The organism is Mycolicibacterium alvei, assembly GCF_010727325.1.
Classification (GTDB): Bacteria; Actinomycetota; Actinomycetes; order Mycobacteriales; family Mycobacteriaceae; genus Mycobacterium; species Mycobacterium alvei.
Genome location: NZ_AP022565.1, coordinates 4,472,887 through 4,489,377, shown reverse-complemented (window position 1 = coordinate 4,489,377; position 16,491 = coordinate 4,472,887). Strand labels below are relative to the sequence as shown.

The window sequence follows — 16,491 nt, the reverse complement described above, 5'->3', positions numbered from 1 at the left end:
GCCGACTCAGGATCAGACCAGCGCGGCGAGATCCTTGATCTGTTCCACCGAACGCGCTCCGACCACCATCATGGTCACCCCGGAAGCCTCCCATGCCTTGATCTGTTCCTTGACGTAATCCAGATCGCCGACGATTGCCGAGTCGTCGACCAGTTCGTCGGGAATGACCTTGGCCGCTTCGTCCTTGCGGTCGCTGCGGAACAGCCGAGTAACGTCGTCGACGACCTCCCCGTACCCCATCCGGCGGTAGACCTCGGCGTGGAAGTTGGTGTCCTCGGAGCCCATCCCACCCATGTACAGCGCCAGATGCGGCTTCATCAGCTCCATGATCGCCGGCCGGTCGTCGGTGACCACGACCTGCGCGGTCGCACAGATCTCGAACGTCTCGCGGGTGTGCCGGGCGCCGGGTCGGGCGAATCCCTCATCGAGCCACTCGTTGTACATGCCGGCGATGCGCGGCGAGTAGAAGATCGGCAGCCAGCCGTCGGCGATCTCGGCGGTCATCGCAATGTTCTTGGGCCCCTCGGCGCCCAACATCACCGGGATGTCGGCGCGCAGCGGATGGGTGATCGGCTTGAGGTTCTTGCCCAGGCCGGTCGTGCCCTCCCCGGTCAGCGGCAGCGGGTAGTGGGGGCCGTCGCTGCGTACCGGGGCCTGCCGCGCCCAGACCTGGCGCAGGATGTCGATGTACTCGCGGGTGCGGGCCAGGGGCTTCGGGAACTTCGCGCCGTACCAGCCCTCGACCACCTGGGGCCCGGACACGCCGAGGCCGAGGACGTGGCGGCCGCCGGAGAGGTGATCCAGGGTCAGCGCGGCCATCGCGCACGCGGTCGGGGTACGGGCCGACATCTGGACGACCGAGGTCCCCAGCCGCATACGGGTGGTTTCCCGACCCCACCAGGCCAGCGGCGTGTACGCATCCGACCCCCATGCCTCGGCGGTGAAGACGGTGTCGAAGCCTTCCGCTTCGGCGGCGGCGACGAGTTCGGCATGATTGGTCGGCGGCTGTGCGCCCCAGTATCCGAGTTGCAGACCCAGCTTCATTTAGATTGCCTTCCCACGTGTCCTTGCCACGATTGTTAGAACCTGTTCTACTCGATGGGTGACAGCCAGCCAAAGCCGCCCGGCCTCGACAGATCACCGCGAGCCGCCACTTTCCGCGCCACTGAAACTGTCTTTTGACTACACCCGTTCAGTGGGCCCACTGCTCAGCCAGTTCTTTACTGCCTTACGTGAGCGCCGGATCGTCGGCGTGCGCGGTTCTGACGGACGCGTGCACGTGCCACCTGCCGAGTATGACCCGGTCACCTACGAGGCTCTGACCGAGGTCGTCCCAGTGTCCAGCGTCGGGACCGTGGTGTCCTGGACCTGGCAGCCGCAGCCCCTTGAGGGACAGCCGCTCGACAGGCCGTTCGCCTGGGCGTTGATCAAGCTCGACGGTGCCGACACTCCGTTGCTGCACGCCGTGGATGTCCAGGAAGGCGAGCTCAGCACCGGCGCCCGCGTGCATGCGCACTGGGTCGACGAGCCGGTGGGTGCGATCACCGACATCGCCTACTTCGTCCCCGGCGAGACCGCCGAGGACATCCCGGCGGTGGCGACCGATGACCGTGACCCGGTGACCATGTTGGTGGTCCCTTCGTCCATCGAGATCCAGCACACGGCATCCCGGCCCGAGAGCATCTACCTGCGCGGGTTGCGCGAAGGCAAGCTGCTGGGTGCCCGCAGCGGAGACACCGGAAAGGTGTACTTCCCGCCAAAGGAAGCCGATCCGGCCACCGGCCAGGAACTCGACCAGTTCGTGGAACTGGTCGACAGGGGCACCGTCACCACCTTCGCCATCATCAACATCCCGTTCACCGGCCAGCGGATCAAGCCGCCCTATGTCGCGGCCTATGTACTGCTCGACGGTGCTGACATCCCGTTCCTGCACCTGGTCACCGACATCGATGCGTCCGAGGTGCGGATGGGGATGCGGGTCGAAGCAGTGTGGAAGCCCCGGGAGGAATGGGGCCTCGGCATCGACAACATCTCGCATTTCCGGCCGACGGGTGAGCCCGATGCCGAATACGACAGCTACAAGCACCACCTGTAAAGGGAAATCCCACATGACTGTTCGCGATGTCGCTGTCGTCGGTTTCGCGCATGCCCCGCATGTGCGCCGCACCGATGGCACCACCAATGGTGTCGAAATGTTGATGCCATGTTTTGCCGGCCTCTTCGAAGAACTCGGACTGCAACAGACCGATATCGGCTTCTGGTGCTCGGGCTCGTCGGATTATCTTGCCGGCCGGGCATTCTCGTTCATCTCGGCGATCGACTCGATCGGCGCGGTACCGCCGATCAACGAATCGCACGTCGAGATGGACGCGGCGTGGGCACTTTACGAGGCCTACATCAAGGTGCTCACCGGTGAGGTGGACACCGCGCTGGCGTACGGCTTCGGCAAGTCCAGCGCCGGCAACCTCCGCCGGGTGCTGTCCCTGCAGACCGATCCGTATTCGGTGGCTCCGCTGTGGCCGGATGCCGTGTCGCTGGCCGGGCTTCAGGCCCGGTTCGGCCTGGATTCGGGTAAGTGGACCGCCGAGCAGATGGCCCAGGTGGCCCTGGATTCGTTCGCCGCGGCCGACCGGGTCGACTCGGTGGAATCTGCCTCCACCGTCGCCGAGCTGCTGGACCGCCCGTTCTTCGCCGATCCGTTGCGCCGTCACGACATCGCACCCATCACCGACGGCGCCTCGGTGATCATCTTGGCGGCCGGCGACCGCGCCCGCGAACTGCGTGAAAACCCGGCCTGGATCACCGGATTCGAGCATCGGATCGAGACCCCCGTTCTGGGCGCCCGCGATCTGACCGTCTCGACATCCACCACCGCATCGGCTCAGGCCGCCACCGGTGGCGATGTCAGCTCGATCGAGGTGGCCGAGGTCTACGCCCCGTTCACCCACCAGCAGCTGATCCTCTCCGAGGCGATCGGGCTGGGCGCAGGCACCAAGGTCAACCCGTCCGGCGGCGCGCTGGCCGCCAACCCGATGTTCTCGGCCGGCCTGGAACGCATCGGCTTCGCCGCGCAGCACATCTTCGACGGATCCGCTGGACGGGTGCTCGCGCACGCCACCAGCGGCGCTGCGCTGCAACAGAATCTCGTTGCTGTCCTGGAGGGCAAATAATGGCTAAGAATCTCGCCGCGGTCCTGGGCACCGGGCAGACCAAGTACGTGGCCAAGCGGCTCGACGTGTCGATGAACGGGCTGGTGCGCGAAGCCATAGATAGAGCGTTGGCCGACTCCGGCTCCACGATGGACGACATCGACGCCGTGGTGGTCGGCAAGGCTCCGGACTTCTTCGAGGGCGTGATGATGCCCGAGTTGTTCATGGCCGACGCCACCGGCGCCACCAACAAGCCGCTGATCCGCGTGCACACCGCGGGTTCGGTCGGTGGGTCCACCGCGATCGTCGCGGCCAGCCTGGTTAAGTCCGGCAAGTACCGCCGGGTCTTGACCATGGCCTGGGAGAAGCAGTCGGAATCGAATGCCATGTGGGCGTTGAGCATTCCGGTTCCGTTCACCAAGCCGGTCGGCGCAGGTGCGGGCGGCTACTTCGCCCCGCACGTGCGCGCCTACATCCGCCGCTCGGGCGCACCGAACCACATCGGTGCGATGGTGGCCGTCAAAGACCGGCTCAACGGTGCCAAGAACCCGCTGGCCCATCTGCACCAGCCCGACATCACGCTGGAGAAGGTGATGGCCTCGCAGATGTTGTGGGACCCGATCCGCTTCGACGAGACCTGCCCGTCGTCCGACGGTGCGGCGGCCATGGTGATCGGCGATGAGACAGCCGCCGAGGCCCGGCTTGCCGACGGACACCCGGTGGCCTGGATTCACGCCACCGCGCTGCGCACCGAACCGCTGGCCTACTCTGGCCGCGATCAGGTCAACCCACAGGCCGGCCGCGATGCGGCCGCCGCACTGTGGCGAGATGCCGGTATCACCAGCCCGATCGACGAGATCGATGCGGCCGAGGTATACGTGCCGTTCTCCTGGTACGAGCCCATGTGGCTGGAAAATCTGGGCTTCGCACCCGAGGGTGAGGGCTGGAAGCTGACCGAGGCCGGAGAGACGGCCATCGGCGGCAAGATCCCGTTCAACGCCTCCGGCGGTGTGCTGAGCTCGAACCCCATCGGCGCCTCCGGCATGATCCGATTCGCCGAATCGGCGATCCAGGTGATGGGCAAGGGCGGCGACCATCAGATCGAAGGCGCCCGTAAGGCGCTGGGCCACGCCTACGGCGGTGGGGCGCAGTACTACTCGATGTGGGTGGTTTCCAGCGACAAGCCCGCGGCCACGAAATAGCCATGAAATACACCCTGAGCGTGGCCATGGGGCCGCTCGAGCATCTGATCGGATTGGCCCGCACCGCAGAAGAAGTCGGGTTCGATTCGATCGCATTGCCCGACTCGCTGTTCTACATGGAGTCCCAGGCCGCAGATTATCCGTACACCCCCGACGGGTCGCGGATGTGGAATGCCGAGACCCCGTGGGTCGACCCGCTGATCGCCGCAGCCTCGATGGGGGCGGCGACCTCGACGCTGCGCTTCTACACCAACGTGATGAAGCTCGGCTCACGTAACCCATTGCTGCTGGCGCGCCAGGTCGGCTCAGTGGCCAACCTGACCAACAACCGGTTCGGTTTCGGCGTCGGAATCGGCTGGGCACCAGAGGAATTCGAATGGTGCGGGGTGCCGTTCGCCAAGCGAGGCGCGCGCGTCGACGAGATGATCGAGGTGCTCAAACTGGTTCTCGGCGGCGGTATGGTCGAGTTCCACGGCCAGTTCTACGATTTCGAGCGGCTGCAGATGAGCCCGGCGCCCTCGGAGCCGGTGCCGTTCTACGTCGGCGGGCACACCTCGGTGGCGCTGAAGCGGGCGGCCCGGGTCGGTGACGGCTGGACCAGCGCGATGATGACGTGCGCACAGCTGGGCCAGACAGTGGCGGCGATCAACAAGCTGCGGGCCGAATATGGCCGGACCGAAGAGCCATTCGAGTTCCAGGCGGTGTGCATCGACAAGTTCGATCTCGACGGGCACCGTGAGCTCGCCGCGGCAGGCATCACCGACAACATCGTCATTCCCTGGATGCTGGAGGGCCTGGGGTTCGACGCCCCGCTGGACAAGAAACAGGATTCACTCAAGCGGTTCGCCGACACCTACATCCACTCCGGCTGGCAGGACTGACATGGCCGTCACCAACCCCGAACACCCCGCCCACCTGGCGGGCAAACGCTCCCGGGACGCGGTCGCCGCCCGGGACAAGCAGACCTGGCTGGACAATTTCGCCGACGACGCGATCGTGCAGGATCCCATCGGGCCGTCGTTCTTCGATCCCGAAGGTAAGGGCCACCAGGGCAAGGAAGCGATCGCGGCGTTCTGGGACAAGGCCATCGCCCCGACCGACAACCTGGAGTTCAACTTCCTCGACACCTTCCAGTGCGGCAACGAGGAAGCCAACGTCGGCAGCATCGTCACCACCATGGGCGGGCACCGGATCACCACCCCCGGGGTGTTCACCTACCGCGTGAACGACGAAGGCCAGATGGTCGCGCTGCGAGCCTTCTGGGAAGTGGACCGCGCGAGCGCCGAGAAGATCGAGGGCTAGAGCTCGGCAAGCCCCGACGGAAATGGGCGTCGGCGCGACGACGCGTACCCTGAACAGTAACTATGTCGCTCACGACAACCAATCTCCCGAAGTCCTTGCTCACCATCGGTCTTGCCACGGCCGTCATCGGCACGGCCGCAGCGTGCTCCCCGGCCGACGATTCATCGGGTACGCCGTGGGTTGCCGCGCCGTCCTCGTCGTCGGCGGCCGCGCCGAAGTCGCCGACATCGGAGGCATCCGACTACAGCCATCTGCTGGTGCAGGCCGAAGACGTCAGCATTCCGCCGGACACATTCACCTCTCGGTCGCGCAACATGAATCACGACGGTCAGCCGGGGGCCAGCGCATTGTTCGTCAACGCCGATGACACCAGGGCGATCGCCGACACGATCCTGGTATACCCGAATGCCGCAACCGCGTCGGCGACGCTCAAGCAGGCGTCGGCGGCCGTCAGCACGATAGTGAGCGGCGGGCAACCACAACCGGTGCCCGTGGGCTCGAACGGCACCGTCATCTCGGGGATCGCGCCCAACGGCTCCAAGGCAGTGACGCTGCTCATGTTCACCCAGGGACGCGCGGTGGTGCGCCTGGAGTTCAACAGCAACCCGGACGACCCGGTGCCGCCGCAGACGGTGGCCAGCGTGGGACGAATGCAGCAGATCGCTCTGCGAATCGGCCTTCCGGAGCGTGAGTAACAGCCGTCCAAGCAGGGTATTCCCCAGGTCACGCCTCAATTCTTGCCAGAAGGCCGTACAAAACTGTAACGTGTTCTAGTTAGGAGCACAGATACGGGAGGCCCACCGTGACTACCGAACATGCCGGCATCAGAGAGATCGACACCGGCGCCCTGCCAGACCGCTACGCGCGGGGTTGGCACTGCCTGGGACCGGTCAAGGATTTCCGCGACGGTCAGCCACACTCTGTCGAGATCTTCGGCACCAAACTGGTGGTGTTCGCGGACTCAGAAGGGTCCCTCAAGGTGCTTGACGGCTACTGCCGGCACATGGGCGGTGACCTGTCGCAGGGAACCATCAAGGGTGACACGGTCGCCTGTCCGTTCCACGACTGGCGCTGGGGCGGCGACGGCAAGTGCAAGCTCGTCCCCTACGCCAAGCGCACCCCGCGCCTAGCCCGCACCCGCTCCTGGCACACCGACGTGCGCGGCGGCCTGCTGTTCGTCTGGCACGACCACGAGGGCAACGACCCGCAGCCCGAGGTTCAAATCCCGGAAATCCCCGAGGCCGCCAGCGACGACTGGACCGAGTGGCAGTGGAACTCGCTGTTGATCGAGGGCAGCAACTGCCGCGAGATCATCGACAACGTCACTGACATGGCGCACTTCTTCTACATCCACTACGGACTGCCGACGTACTTCAAGAACGTCTTCGAGGGTCACATCGCCTCGCAGTACCTGCACAACGTGGGCCGGCCGGACATCGGCGGCATGGGCACCCAGTACGGCGAGGCGCACCTGGATTCCGAAGCCTCCTACTTTGGCCCGTCGTTCATGATCAACTGGCTGCACAACAACTACAGCGGCTACAAGGCCGAGTCGATCCTGATCAACTGCCACTACCCGGTCAGCCAGGACGCGTTCATGCTGCAGTGGGGCGTCATCGTCGAAAAGCCGAAGGGCATGGACGAGAAGACCACCCAGAAGCTGGCCGACGCGATGACCGACGGCGTCAGCAAGGGCTTCCTGCAGGACGTGGAGATCTGGCGGCACAAGACCCGCATCGACAACCCGTTGCTGGTCGAGGAAGATGGCGCCGTCTACCAGATGCGCCGCTGGTACCAGCAGTTCTACGTCGACGTCGCGGACATCACGCCCGATATGACCGACCGTTTCGAGATGGAGATCGACACCACCGCCGCCAACGAGAAGTGGCATGTGGAGGTCGAGCAGAATCTGAAGACCCAGGCCGCCGAAAAAGAAGCAGCGCAGTAAGACCGATGAGCAAACGCAACGAGCGGAGCCAGGCGCCCAGTGTTGACGACCTGGCCCGCTCGATGCTGCTACTGCACGGTGCGCACGATGACGACGATCATCACGCCGGCAGCAGCCCAGGTGCGGCCAGCGGGTCATGGGCCAAAGCACCGGATTTCGCGTCCGATCCACAACGGGCCGCCGCGGTCCGAGAGGCCAGCGCGCGCGACCGCGAGCGTTACCTGACTTCGGGACTGGTGTCCGTGGACTGCCGGTTCTGCCATGTGTCGGTGCAGGTGAAGAAGCTCAGCGCCGAACACACCTCCGTGCAGTGGACGACCGACGCGGTGCAGCGCTGTGCCACATTTGACGAGATCCGTTCCACCGGTGGGGATCCGGCCCGTGCCCGGTCCTGCCCGCGGCTGACCGACAGCATCAGGCATGCGGTCGCCGAGGGATGCCTGGAGGAAGTGTCCACGGCGCCCTCCCCCGGTGACGGCTAGTTCGCCCGCTGCAGTTCTGCCACGCACGCACCCAGCGACTCGTCGTCGCGCTCATCGCCCAGGGGCGGCAGCACGATGCCGTCGGCGATATCGTCGAACCTGGCCCGCAGCATCTCGGGTAGCTCGTCATGGCGCCCACACACCAACAGCTCATCCAGAATCGAATCGGTCAGCACCGAAGGCAATTCGTCCCACAACTCGGTACGGACCAGCGACCGGAGCCGCTCGGGGAGGTCGGCAAGGCCGCGGCGGGTCAGACCGGTGGCGTACGCGGGCGTCGAATACAGAAATGCCAACATCCGGCGCTGCCGTTCCCGCTCCCGGCCCACGGCCTCATCGGTCCTGCCGGTCGCGATCGCCGTCGATGCGATGACGAGCGGCGTGTCTGCCCTTCCGGATGTGCCGGCGCCCCGGTCCAATGCCGGGCGTACCACGTCACGTAGGTAGTCCGGATCGGAGTTGGTCGAGTGCGTCACGATTCCCCGAGCTAGTTCCCCGGCGAGTTCGCACATTCCGGCGTTGACCGCACCCAGCCAGATCGATGGCCGGACGGCGTCACTCGGCCCGGGGTTGAAGTAGGGCTGCATCCTGGTCAGCCGGTAGTTCTCGCTCTCGTAATGCACTGCGCCCCCATTGCGGAACGCGTCGAACAGGGCGTCGAGCGCACCCACATAGTCCCGGAGCCGGGTAATCGGATCGCTCCACGGCATGCCGTAGCGGTCCTCGATGTTCTGCTTGATCTGCGTGCCCAGGCCCAGTTCGAACCGCCCGCCGGAGAACAGCGACAGATCCCACGCCGTGTACGCCGTCAGTGTGGGGCTGCGTACGAACGCCAGAGTGATGGCGGTGCGGACGGTGATTCGCGACGTGTGCTCAAGAGCCAGCAGGGAGACTGCCAGAGAGTCGTGCACGGTCTCGGCTACGTGCAGGCCGTCACAGCCCAACCGTTCGACCCGCCGCGCGTAATCAGCGGTAGCGGTCAGCGGCCTACCCGGGTCCAACGCCACATAGACCTTCATGTTCCCCCTACAGCCCTTTGAACCGCTCCTTGACTGCCTCGGGGGTCAACCCGTAGTCGGCCAGAGCATAGGTGTGTTTCGGTGCCCGGGGCCCCTGCTGGCTGGCGGTATGACTCTGGACCATCGCCTGCCGCGCGGCGTCGGTGAAGTCCAGCCCGAACGTGCGGTAGATACCTTCGACCGCACCGACCGGATCCTTGACGAACTCGAAATAGTCGACGTCGCAGAACTGGGCCGGATCATGCTTGGCCCGCTCGGTGTCGAACAGTTCCAGGCCGCGCGACCAGGTTTCCATGGCGTCTTCGCCGATCACGTTCCCGGTGAACGTGTTGGACCAGCCGGCGGTCGTCTGCTGCGACAGCGAGCACATCGAGGCCATGATGGTCTCCGCCGGGCGGTGGCACTGGACGACCAGCGCGTCCGGATACGTGGCGAACAGCGCATCGAGCGCGAACAGGTGACTCGGGTTCTTGAGCACCCAACGCTTTTCAGGCTCGTTCAGGCCGATCAGCTGCAGGTTCTTGCGGTGCCGCCGGTAGGACTTGGTCCAGTCCTGACGGGCCAGCCACTGCGAGTAGGTCGGCACATGGGCCAGCGTCTCGTAGGACACCGAGTGCAACGACTGGCGCAGCAACTGCCAGCATTCCTCGACCTCGTCGGCGGTCATGAAATGCAACCCGGTGTAATCCGGGTTCTCCTCGTGCGCCTGCTTGAACCGGGCGTCGAGCGCGCTGAAAACCGGGTTGTCCGACCAGGTTTCCCGTGGCGGCCGCGGTTGCGGGAACTCCGCCAGCCACATCTCCAAACCCTGATGCATCGGGTCCGCCGCCAGCAACCGGTGGATCACCGTGGTCCCGGTGCGCGGCAGGCCGGTGACGAAGATCGGCCGCTCGATCGGCACATCGACGTGCTGCGGATACTGCTTGAACGCAGCTTCCGACACGAGACGGGCCACCAACGCATTTCGGGTGAAGAAGCGCTGCATCTTGCTGCCGAGCTCAGTCAGGTCGGCGTCGCGCTGAAAGGAATCCAGCAGCACCCCGAGCGCTTCGAGGTAATTGTCATCGTCGGTACCGAAGTCATCCAGACCACAGGCCTTCACCGCCGACGCGTGCAGATCCTCGACGGTGCCGACATCTGTGCGTGGGGCACTCATGCCTTGTACTCCCCGCAGTTCACATCGAGGGATTGGCCGGTGATGCCGCTGGACAGATCGCTGGCCATGAACAGGATCGCCGAGGCCACCTCATCCTCGGTCGGCAGCCGCTTGAGATCGGACCCGGCCGCCGACGCGTTGTAGATCTGGTCCACGGTGGTGCCGTACTTCTGCGCCTGATGGTTGAAGTACCCCTCCAGAGTTTCACCCCAGATGTAGCCGGGCATGACCGAGTTGACCCGAATGCCCTTCTCCCCCAGCTCGGTGGCCAGGGTCTGCGACATGGCCAGCAGCGCCGACTTGGCCATCTTGTAGGCGCCGTACTTGGCCTGCGAGTGCCGCACGACCATCGAATTGACGTTCACCACTGAGCCTTTGGCAGCCTCCAGGGCCGGCGCGAAGCCCTGGGTCATCCGCAGTGCGCCGAACACGGTCAGCTCGATCGCATCGCGCATGTGCTCGAAGGTGGTGTTCGCGAACGGCTTCATGGACGGCACCCGGAACGCGTTGTTGATCAACACGTCAGCCTTGCCGTACTCCTCCATCGTGCGGGCCACCACGTTGGCGACCTGTTCCTCGTCGGTGATGTCGGTGCCCACCGCGAGCGCGCGGCGGCCCAGTCCCCTCACCTCTTTCGCCACATCCTCGAGCCGCTCCACCGTGCGGGCGGCCAACACGAGGTCGGCACCGTTCTCCGCACAACGGCGGGCCAGCGTCGTCCCGAGCCCGGGCCCGACCCCGCTGATCACCACTACCTTGCCATCGAGCAGTCCGGCCATCGGTCAGCCCACCATCCTTTCGCCAATAAGTTTCTGACGCAGCGCAATCCGCGCCCGCCAATCATCGTCGGAAATCTTGTTGCTCTCGTAGTACGGCAGCTTCTCGGCCACCGAACCGAGGTCCACCAACTCCAGGGTCGGACCGTCCTCGGCGCTCAACTCACGCGAGACCCGCTGCCAGCGGAACTGCAGGTACCCCTTGGCGTGGCCCAACGTCTCGCACCAGTTGGTGACACCGGGACTGTTCTCCGACACCACGATCCGGATCTTGCCGTCCGGATCCGCCTGTGCCTGTGCACCGTTCAGTGAGGTCTGATGGTTGATGTAATCCAGCGAGATGTACCAGAGGCTGCCCAGCTGGAAGCCCAGGTAGGGCGCATCCGACACCGGCAGGGTGATTATCATCGCCTGGTCCGGTGTCATGTCGTAATGCCCGACCGACGAGTACTGGGTGGCCAGCCCGCCGGGGGTCAGGCGCGGTGCGGTCAAGGTGTTGACCGGCAGGTTGTCGTAGAACCACTTCGGGAACTGCAACCAGGTCTTGACCCGCTGCACGAGTTGCTTACCCGCAGTGGCGTAACGCTTCTCGATGAGTTCGCGGGTCAGCGGCGCCGGCGCCGTGCCGACGGTGTCGGTACGCGAGATCGCGAAGGTACCGCGCTGCGCCGACCAGTCGTTGTAGACCTCGCGGATCACCAGCTGCGACGGCGCAGCCGGGGTGAACCGCCACTCGAAGGTGCCGTCGGCGGCGATGTCGAGCTTGCGATCGTCGAATGCGGTGTCACTGTCGGGAACGTTCTCGTCGGTGTACTCCCCGCCGAGCAGTTGGAAGCTGACGTCGGTGGTGGTGCCGCGGCGTCCGGTCACGACGTACTCGTGGCCGGGTTGGACCCGGGTCCCGAAATACATGGTGTCGGGGTTGTCCAGGCCCATCTTGGTGAACGGTCCGGTCCCGCTGTGCAGGAACGGGTGGTCGCGGTCGTAGTCGAACGCGACATGCGTGCACGCCGCGATACACCCGGCCAGGTATTGCAGACCTTCGAGCAGGTCCGCCTCGGATTCGATGAAGGGGGCCGTGGCCACCAGGTGTTCGGCCTCGGCGATGGCGTCTGTCAACGGCTGTGAGTACATCCGGCATCTGCTCTCTCGGTCCAATATTGAACCGCAGTGGTAGAGTTTCCTACCTGACACTAGAACGCGTTCTAAATCGAGTCAACGGCGGCTTTAGTCCAGGAGGTCCAATGCCAGACGACGAGCCGGCCGGCCGCGCCTCACCGCCCACCGCCCGGGTGGTGGCCATCCTGGATTTCCTGTCCCGCCATCCACAGCAGCGGTTCGGACTGTCCGAGCTCACCCGGCGGGTCGGGCTGAGCAAGCCGACGTGCCTGGGAATCCTCAGCACACTCACCGATTCGGGCTACCTGATCCGCGACAGCACCGACAAGACGTACCGACTCGGACCGAGCCTGATCTCGCTCGGCCACGCGGCTCAGGAGTCGATGCGCGTCAACCCGGCGGCCCGAGCCGAGTTACACGCGCTGTCAGCCGCTTTCGACACCTCGGCGGGCCTGACCGCCGTGGTCGACGATCGGATCACCGTGCTGGAGGTTGTCGGCCCACCCGGCCGTGACGCCGGTGTGCGGGCCGGGCAGAGCTATCCGTTCGCACCTCCCGTCGGTCTGATGTTCGTGCTGTGGGATGACGACGCCCTGCGGGCATGGCTGGCCAAGGTGCCGACGATTCCGCTGCGTACCGAATCCGCCCGACTGCACCGGGTGATCGAAAGCTGCCGCGCCGACGGATATCTGGTGGAACGACTGACACCGGGCGGCCGCAGGCTCTATGCGCTGATGGCGGGGATGTCGACCAATCTGCCCGACGAACTGCGCGCGCTCCTGAGCGAGTTGGTATCCGATATCGGCGAGCGGGTGTATCTGCGCGACGAGGGACCCGGCGGCCGAGCGCCGCATGACATCAGCGTCATCTCCGCGCCGGTGTTCGACCACTATCAGCGTCAGGTCATGGCCGCGTCACTGCACATCGGAACGGCCTTGACGGACAAGGAGATCGCCGATCGGGCCCGAGCGTTGGTGGCGACGGCCGACGCGGTGACCAGCCAACTGGGCGGGGTCAAGCCGACGTACTGACGAGCTTCAGAAGTTGTTGCAGGTGTTGAAGATCTGCTGCATCAATCCGAGGTACTGCCCGTTCGAGCTCAGGATGATCTGGGCCATCTGCTGCCGTTCATCCCTTGGCGCGGCCAGGAACTGACGCAGGTAGGACTGCGATTGCGGCGACGCGTTGAATTGAGCGGTGGCCGCCGGATCCTGGGCATTTGCCGCCGCCATCACCTGCGGGTAGCTACAGGTGGTGTTGACGATCGAATCCATATTCGGGTCTGCCGACGCGATTCCGGCCCCAGCGCTCAGCGCCAACGCCAGAGCGCCCCCCGCGACAACCAGTGTTAGCTGCTTCATGTCACAACCTCCTCCTCCCGAGGCCCGAACTCTACTCGGTCAGCTTTTGCCCGGACCGCGTTTCGCTAATCTCCACATAGTTGTTTACTCGGGATTTTCTTGCTTCAGCAAATATGTGCGAACCAGTGGCCGGGGTCCTGTCTCACGCAGGAGCACGCTGGCAGGGCGGGGACGGACACGTTGCGGCCACCAGAACCAGCGGCCCAGCAGCGCGGCGATGGACGGCGTCATGAGGGCACGCACGACCAGGGTGTCCAACAGCAGGCCGATACCGATGGTGGAGCCCACCTGACCGATGATTCGGAGGTCGCTGACCACCATCGACATCATGGTGAACGCGAACACCAGACCCGCGGCCGTCACCACCTTGCCGCTACCGCCCATGGCCCGGATGATGCCGGTGTTGATCCCGGCGCCGAGTTCCTCTTTCATCCGGGACACCAGCAGCAGGTTGTAGTCGGAGCCGACCGCCAACAGGATGATCACGGACATCGCGAGCACGAGCCAGTGCAGATATATGCCCAGGATGTGTTGCCAGATGAGCACCGACAACCCGAAGGCCGCACCCAGCGAAAGCGCAACGGTGCCAACGATGACCAATGCGGCCACCAGACTGCGCGTCACGATCAACATGATGATGAAGATCAGACAGAGCGCGGCGACTCCCGCGAGCAGCAGATCGTAGGTGGCCCCGTCGCGCATGTCCCGGTACGTCGCCGCGGTGCCCGCCATATAGATCTTGGCACTCTCCAACGGGGTCAGCTTCAGGGCCTCCTCGGCGGCTCGGACCACCTTGTCGACTCGCGCGATGCCCTCCGGCGTGGCGGGGTCACCGCGGTGAGAGATGATCAACCGCACCGACTTTCCGTCGGGCGAGAAGAACAGGTTCATCGCGCGTTTGAAGTCCTCGTTGTCGAAAACCTCTGGGGGCAGATAGAACGAGTCGTCGTTCTGCGCGGCGTCGAAAGCCCGTCCCATGACGGCGGCGTTCTTGCTGTTCTCATCCATCAGGGCGAACGTTCCGGCCATGGTGCTGTGCATCGTCAGCATCATGGTCCGCATGATCTGCATGCTGGCGATCATCGAGGGGAACTGAGCAACCATCTTCGGCATGAGCGCATCCAGTTGGTCGAGGTTCCGAACAAGGTCTTGAGTCTTGTCCGCAACCGCGTCGACGCCATCCATCGCGTCGAAAAAAGACCTCATGGCCCAGCAGTACGGGATGTCAAAGCAATGCGGCTCCCAGTACAGGTAATTACGGATCGGCCGGAAGAAGTCATCGAAATCCGCAATGTGGTCCCGAACCTCCTTCAGCACATCCTCCATCTGGTGGGTGTTCTTCACCATGCTGTGGGTCGTGGTGACGAGCTTCTGTGTCACCGCGTAGAGATGCTGCATGTTCGCGATCATCTTCGACATGTCGTCGGCCTGCTTGACCAGGTCATTCATCCGATTCTTCTGAAACGGCAGCAGCTCCACCTGAGTTGCACTCTGGATGCTGAGCAGGAACGGAATTGACGTGCGGTCGATCGGGGTGCCCTCGGGACGCGTTATTCCCTGCACCCTCGAAATCCCGGGCACCGCAAATACGCTTTTTGCCAGCTTGTTCAGCACCAGGAAATCCGACGGGTTACGCATATCGTGGTCGGCCTCGACCAACAGAATGTCCGGTGTCATCCGCGACTGGGGAAAGTGCCGCTCGGCGGCGGCGTATCCGACATTTGCCGGAATGCTGCTGGGCACATACAACCGGTCGTTGTAACTGGTCTTGTACGCCGGGAGCGCCAACAAGCCGATCAGTGCCACCACCATTGCCGCGGCGAGGATGGGCGCCGGCCAGCGGACGATCGCAGTACCGAGGCGCCGCCAGCGCCGGACGATGATCTTGCGTTTGGGTTCGAACAAACCGAAGCGCCCGCCCAGGGCAAGCACGGCTGGAATCAGCGTCAGCGCCACCGCCACCGCGACGACCATGGCCACCGCGGTGGGAACACCCATGGTCTGGAAGTACGGCAGCCGGGCGAAACTCAGACAGAAGATCGCGCCGGCAATCGTCAGACCCGAGGCCAGCACCACCTTCGCGACGCTGTGATACGTCGTGTAGAACGCCTGCTCGCGTTCCTCACCGGCTTGCCGCGCCTCCTGATACCGGCCGATGAAGAAGATGCCGTAGTCGGTACCGACGGCGATCCCCAGCGATACGAGCAGATTCACGGCGAACGTCGAGAGCCCGATGACCTGGTGATCACCGAGCAGTGCGACGACACCTCGCGCTACCTGGACCTGCATCCCCACCATGACCAGCAGAAGAACTGCCGTGACCACCGAACGGTAGACGAAGAGCAGCATCGTGAGGATCACCACGAGGGTGACTACGGTGATCTTGATGATGGATTTGTCACCGGCATGGTTCATGTCCGATGCGAGCGGGGCGGGGCCGGTGACGTAAGCCTTGACCCCGGCCGGTAGTTGCGACCGTTGAACGATGTCCCGGACGGCCTCAACCGATTCCGTGGACAGGGACTCACCCTGGTTGCCCGCGAGATTCAGTTGGACGTAGACCGCCTTGTTGTCCTGACTCTGCACCCCGGAGGCGGTGAGCTTGTCCCCCCAGTAATCCTGCACATGCTGTACATGCTGCGTATCGGCTTTCAGCTGCCGCACCAGGTCGTCGTAATACCGGTGCACATCGTCGCCGAGAGGCTGCTGCCCCTCCAGGACGACCATTGCCACACTGTCGGAATCAGATTCCCGGAAGCTTCGGCCCATGCGCTGCATCGCCTGGAACGACGGGGCGTCTCTGGGGACCAGTGATACGGAGTAGTCCCTTCCGACCTGCTCCAGTGAAGGGACAGCGAAGGTCAGGACCGCAACGACCACCAGCCAGACGAGAATGATCAGCGCCGCAAGCCGATAGATCATCCGCGCGACGAACGGCGGATCGCTGTGCATCGACTGCTCGCTCATGCGGCTGTCC

At 64.6% G+C, this 16,491-nt stretch carries 16 protein-coding genes; 9 read left to right on the top strand and 7 right to left on the bottom strand.

The window, feature by feature from the left end; all coding sequences use genetic code 11:
- Positions 1-12: 12 nt before the first annotated feature.
- On the bottom strand, positions 13-1,044 hold the full coding sequence (locus G6N44_RS21275) for an LLM class F420-dependent oxidoreductase (protein ID WP_163667278.1): 1,032 nt from the start codon (positions 1,042-1,044) through the stop codon (positions 13-15).
- A 58-nt stretch (positions 1,045-1,102) separates the two neighbouring features.
- Between G6N44_RS21275 and G6N44_RS21270 the strand changes: the two genes are divergently transcribed.
- The 8 genes from G6N44_RS21270 (at position 1,103) to G6N44_RS21235 (ending at position 8,083) form a co-directional block, all read left to right on the top strand.
- Complete coding sequence (locus tag G6N44_RS21270; RefSeq protein WP_163667275.1) at positions 1,103-2,095, top strand: Zn-ribbon domain-containing OB-fold protein; 993 nt, start codon at positions 1,103-1,105, stop codon at positions 2,093-2,095.
- Between the two features lie 13 nt (positions 2,096-2,108).
- Positions 2,109-3,170: a thiolase family protein gene (locus G6N44_RS21265; protein ID WP_163667272.1), complete on the top strand. Its 1,062-nt coding sequence runs from the start codon at positions 2,109-2,111 to the stop codon at positions 3,168-3,170.
- Positions 3,170-4,351, top strand: a complete 1,182-nt coding sequence (locus tag G6N44_RS21260; protein WP_163667269.1) for a thiolase family protein — start codon at positions 3,170-3,172, stop codon at positions 4,349-4,351. The genes G6N44_RS21265 and G6N44_RS21260 overlap by 1 nt, the downstream gene beginning before the upstream one ends.
- A gap of 2 nt (positions 4,352-4,353) precedes the next feature.
- Positions 4,354-5,232 (top strand): TIGR03619 family F420-dependent LLM class oxidoreductase, encoded by an 879-nt coding sequence (locus tag G6N44_RS21255; RefSeq protein WP_163667266.1) that lies wholly within the window; start codon positions 4,354-4,356, stop codon positions 5,230-5,232.
- Between the two features lies 1 nt (position 5,233).
- A complete protein-coding gene (locus tag G6N44_RS21250; RefSeq protein WP_163667263.1) occupies positions 5,234-5,653 on the top strand; it encodes a nuclear transport factor 2 family protein in 420 nt (139 codons plus the stop codon).
- A gap of 62 nt (positions 5,654-5,715) precedes the next feature.
- Positions 5,716-6,348, top strand: coding sequence for a hypothetical protein (locus tag G6N44_RS21245; protein ID WP_163667258.1), 633 nt, complete (start codon positions 5,716-5,718; stop codon positions 6,346-6,348).
- A 107-nt stretch (positions 6,349-6,455) separates the two neighbouring features.
- Positions 6,456-7,601 (top strand): 3-ketosteroid-9-alpha-monooxygenase, oxygenase component, encoded by a 1,146-nt coding sequence (locus tag G6N44_RS21240; protein ID WP_163667256.1) that lies wholly within the window; start codon positions 6,456-6,458, stop codon positions 7,599-7,601.
- Between the two features lie 5 nt (positions 7,602-7,606).
- The gene (locus G6N44_RS21235; RefSeq protein ID WP_163667253.1) at positions 7,607-8,083 is read left to right on the top strand and encodes a hypothetical protein; all 477 of its coding nucleotides are present in this window, start codon (positions 7,607-7,609) and stop codon (positions 8,081-8,083) included.
- On the opposite strand, the gene G6N44_RS21230 is transcribed toward G6N44_RS21235, so the two are convergent.
- The 4 genes from G6N44_RS21230 to G6N44_RS21215 are packed head-to-tail and all read right to left on the bottom strand — an operon-like array spanning position 8,080 to position 12,168.
- Positions 8,080-9,102, bottom strand: coding sequence for a TIGR03617 family F420-dependent LLM class oxidoreductase (locus G6N44_RS21230; RefSeq protein WP_163667250.1), 1,023 nt, complete (start codon positions 9,100-9,102; stop codon positions 8,080-8,082). The two genes, G6N44_RS21235 and G6N44_RS21230, sit on opposite strands and share 4 nt — an antisense overlap.
- A gap of 7 nt (positions 9,103-9,109) precedes the next feature.
- Positions 9,110-10,258 (bottom strand): sulfotransferase family protein, encoded by a 1,149-nt coding sequence (locus G6N44_RS21225; RefSeq protein WP_163667247.1) that lies wholly within the window; start codon positions 10,256-10,258, stop codon positions 9,110-9,112.
- The gene (locus G6N44_RS21220) at positions 10,255-11,037 is read right to left on the bottom strand and encodes an SDR family oxidoreductase (RefSeq protein ID WP_163667245.1); all 783 of its coding nucleotides are present in this window, start codon (positions 11,035-11,037) and stop codon (positions 10,255-10,257) included. The genes G6N44_RS21225 and G6N44_RS21220 overlap by 4 nt, the downstream gene beginning before the upstream one ends.
- Before the next feature lie 3 nt (positions 11,038-11,040).
- Positions 11,041-12,168 carry a hypothetical protein gene (locus G6N44_RS21215; protein WP_163667242.1) on the bottom strand — a complete coding sequence of 376 codons (1,128 nt, stop codon included), beginning with the start codon at positions 12,166-12,168 and terminating at the stop codon, positions 11,041-11,043.
- A 110-nt stretch (positions 12,169-12,278) separates the two neighbouring features.
- On the opposite strand from G6N44_RS21215, the gene G6N44_RS21210 reads away from it, so the two are divergent.
- Positions 12,279-13,184 carry an IclR family transcriptional regulator gene (locus G6N44_RS21210; protein WP_163667239.1) on the top strand — a complete coding sequence of 302 codons (906 nt, stop codon included), beginning with the start codon at positions 12,279-12,281 and terminating at the stop codon, positions 13,182-13,184.
- A gap of 6 nt (positions 13,185-13,190) precedes the next feature.
- Here G6N44_RS21210 and G6N44_RS21205 read toward each other — a convergent pair whose 3' ends face one another.
- Positions 13,191-13,514, bottom strand: a complete 324-nt coding sequence (locus tag G6N44_RS21205) for a hemophore-related protein (protein ID WP_163667236.1) — start codon at positions 13,512-13,514, stop codon at positions 13,191-13,193.
- Between the two features lie 84 nt (positions 13,515-13,598).
- On the bottom strand, positions 13,599-16,481 hold the full coding sequence (locus G6N44_RS21200; protein ID WP_163667233.1) for an MMPL/RND family transporter: 2,883 nt from the start codon (positions 16,479-16,481) through the stop codon (positions 13,599-13,601).
- Positions 16,482-16,491 lie beyond the last annotated feature (10 nt).

Bases quoted from the DNA above. Each gene is read 5' to 3' on its own strand.
- G6N44_RS21250 (WP_163667263.1), top strand. From the start codon at position 5,234: ATGGCCGTCACCAACCCCGAACACCCCGCCCACCTGGCGGGCAAACGC.
- G6N44_RS21275 (WP_163667278.1), bottom strand. From the start codon at position 1,044: ATGAAGCTGGGTCTGCAACTCGGATACTGGGGCGCACAGCCGCCGACC.
- G6N44_RS21210 (WP_163667239.1), top strand. From the start codon at position 12,279: ATGCCAGACGACGAGCCGGCCGGCCGCGCCTCACCGCCCACCGCCCGG.
- G6N44_RS21225 (WP_163667247.1), bottom strand. From the start codon at position 10,258: ATGAGTGCCCCACGCACAGATGTCGGCACCGTCGAGGATCTGCACGCG.
- G6N44_RS21215 (WP_163667242.1), bottom strand. From the start codon at position 12,168: ATGTACTCACAGCCGTTGACAGACGCCATCGCCGAGGCCGAACACCTG.
- G6N44_RS21230 (WP_163667250.1), bottom strand. From the start codon at position 9,102: ATGAAGGTCTATGTGGCGTTGGACCCGGGTAGGCCGCTGACCGCTACC.
- G6N44_RS21235 (WP_163667253.1), top strand. From the start codon at position 7,607: ATGAGCAAACGCAACGAGCGGAGCCAGGCGCCCAGTGTTGACGACCTG.
- G6N44_RS21265 (WP_163667272.1), top strand. From the start codon at position 2,109: ATGACTGTTCGCGATGTCGCTGTCGTCGGTTTCGCGCATGCCCCGCAT.
- G6N44_RS21220 (WP_163667245.1), bottom strand. From the start codon at position 11,037: ATGGCCGGACTGCTCGATGGCAAGGTAGTGGTGATCAGCGGGGTCGGG.
- G6N44_RS21260 (WP_163667269.1), top strand. From the start codon at position 3,170: ATGGCTAAGAATCTCGCCGCGGTCCTGGGCACCGGGCAGACCAAGTAC.
- G6N44_RS21205 (WP_163667236.1), bottom strand. From the start codon at position 13,514: ATGAAGCAGCTAACACTGGTTGTCGCGGGGGGCGCTCTGGCGTTGGCG.
- G6N44_RS21200 (WP_163667233.1), bottom strand. From the start codon at position 16,481: ATGAGCGAGCAGTCGATGCACAGCGATCCGCCGTTCGTCGCGCGGATG.
- G6N44_RS21245 (WP_163667258.1), top strand. From the start codon at position 5,716: ATGTCGCTCACGACAACCAATCTCCCGAAGTCCTTGCTCACCATCGGT.
- G6N44_RS21255 (WP_163667266.1), top strand. From the start codon at position 4,354: ATGAAATACACCCTGAGCGTGGCCATGGGGCCGCTCGAGCATCTGATC.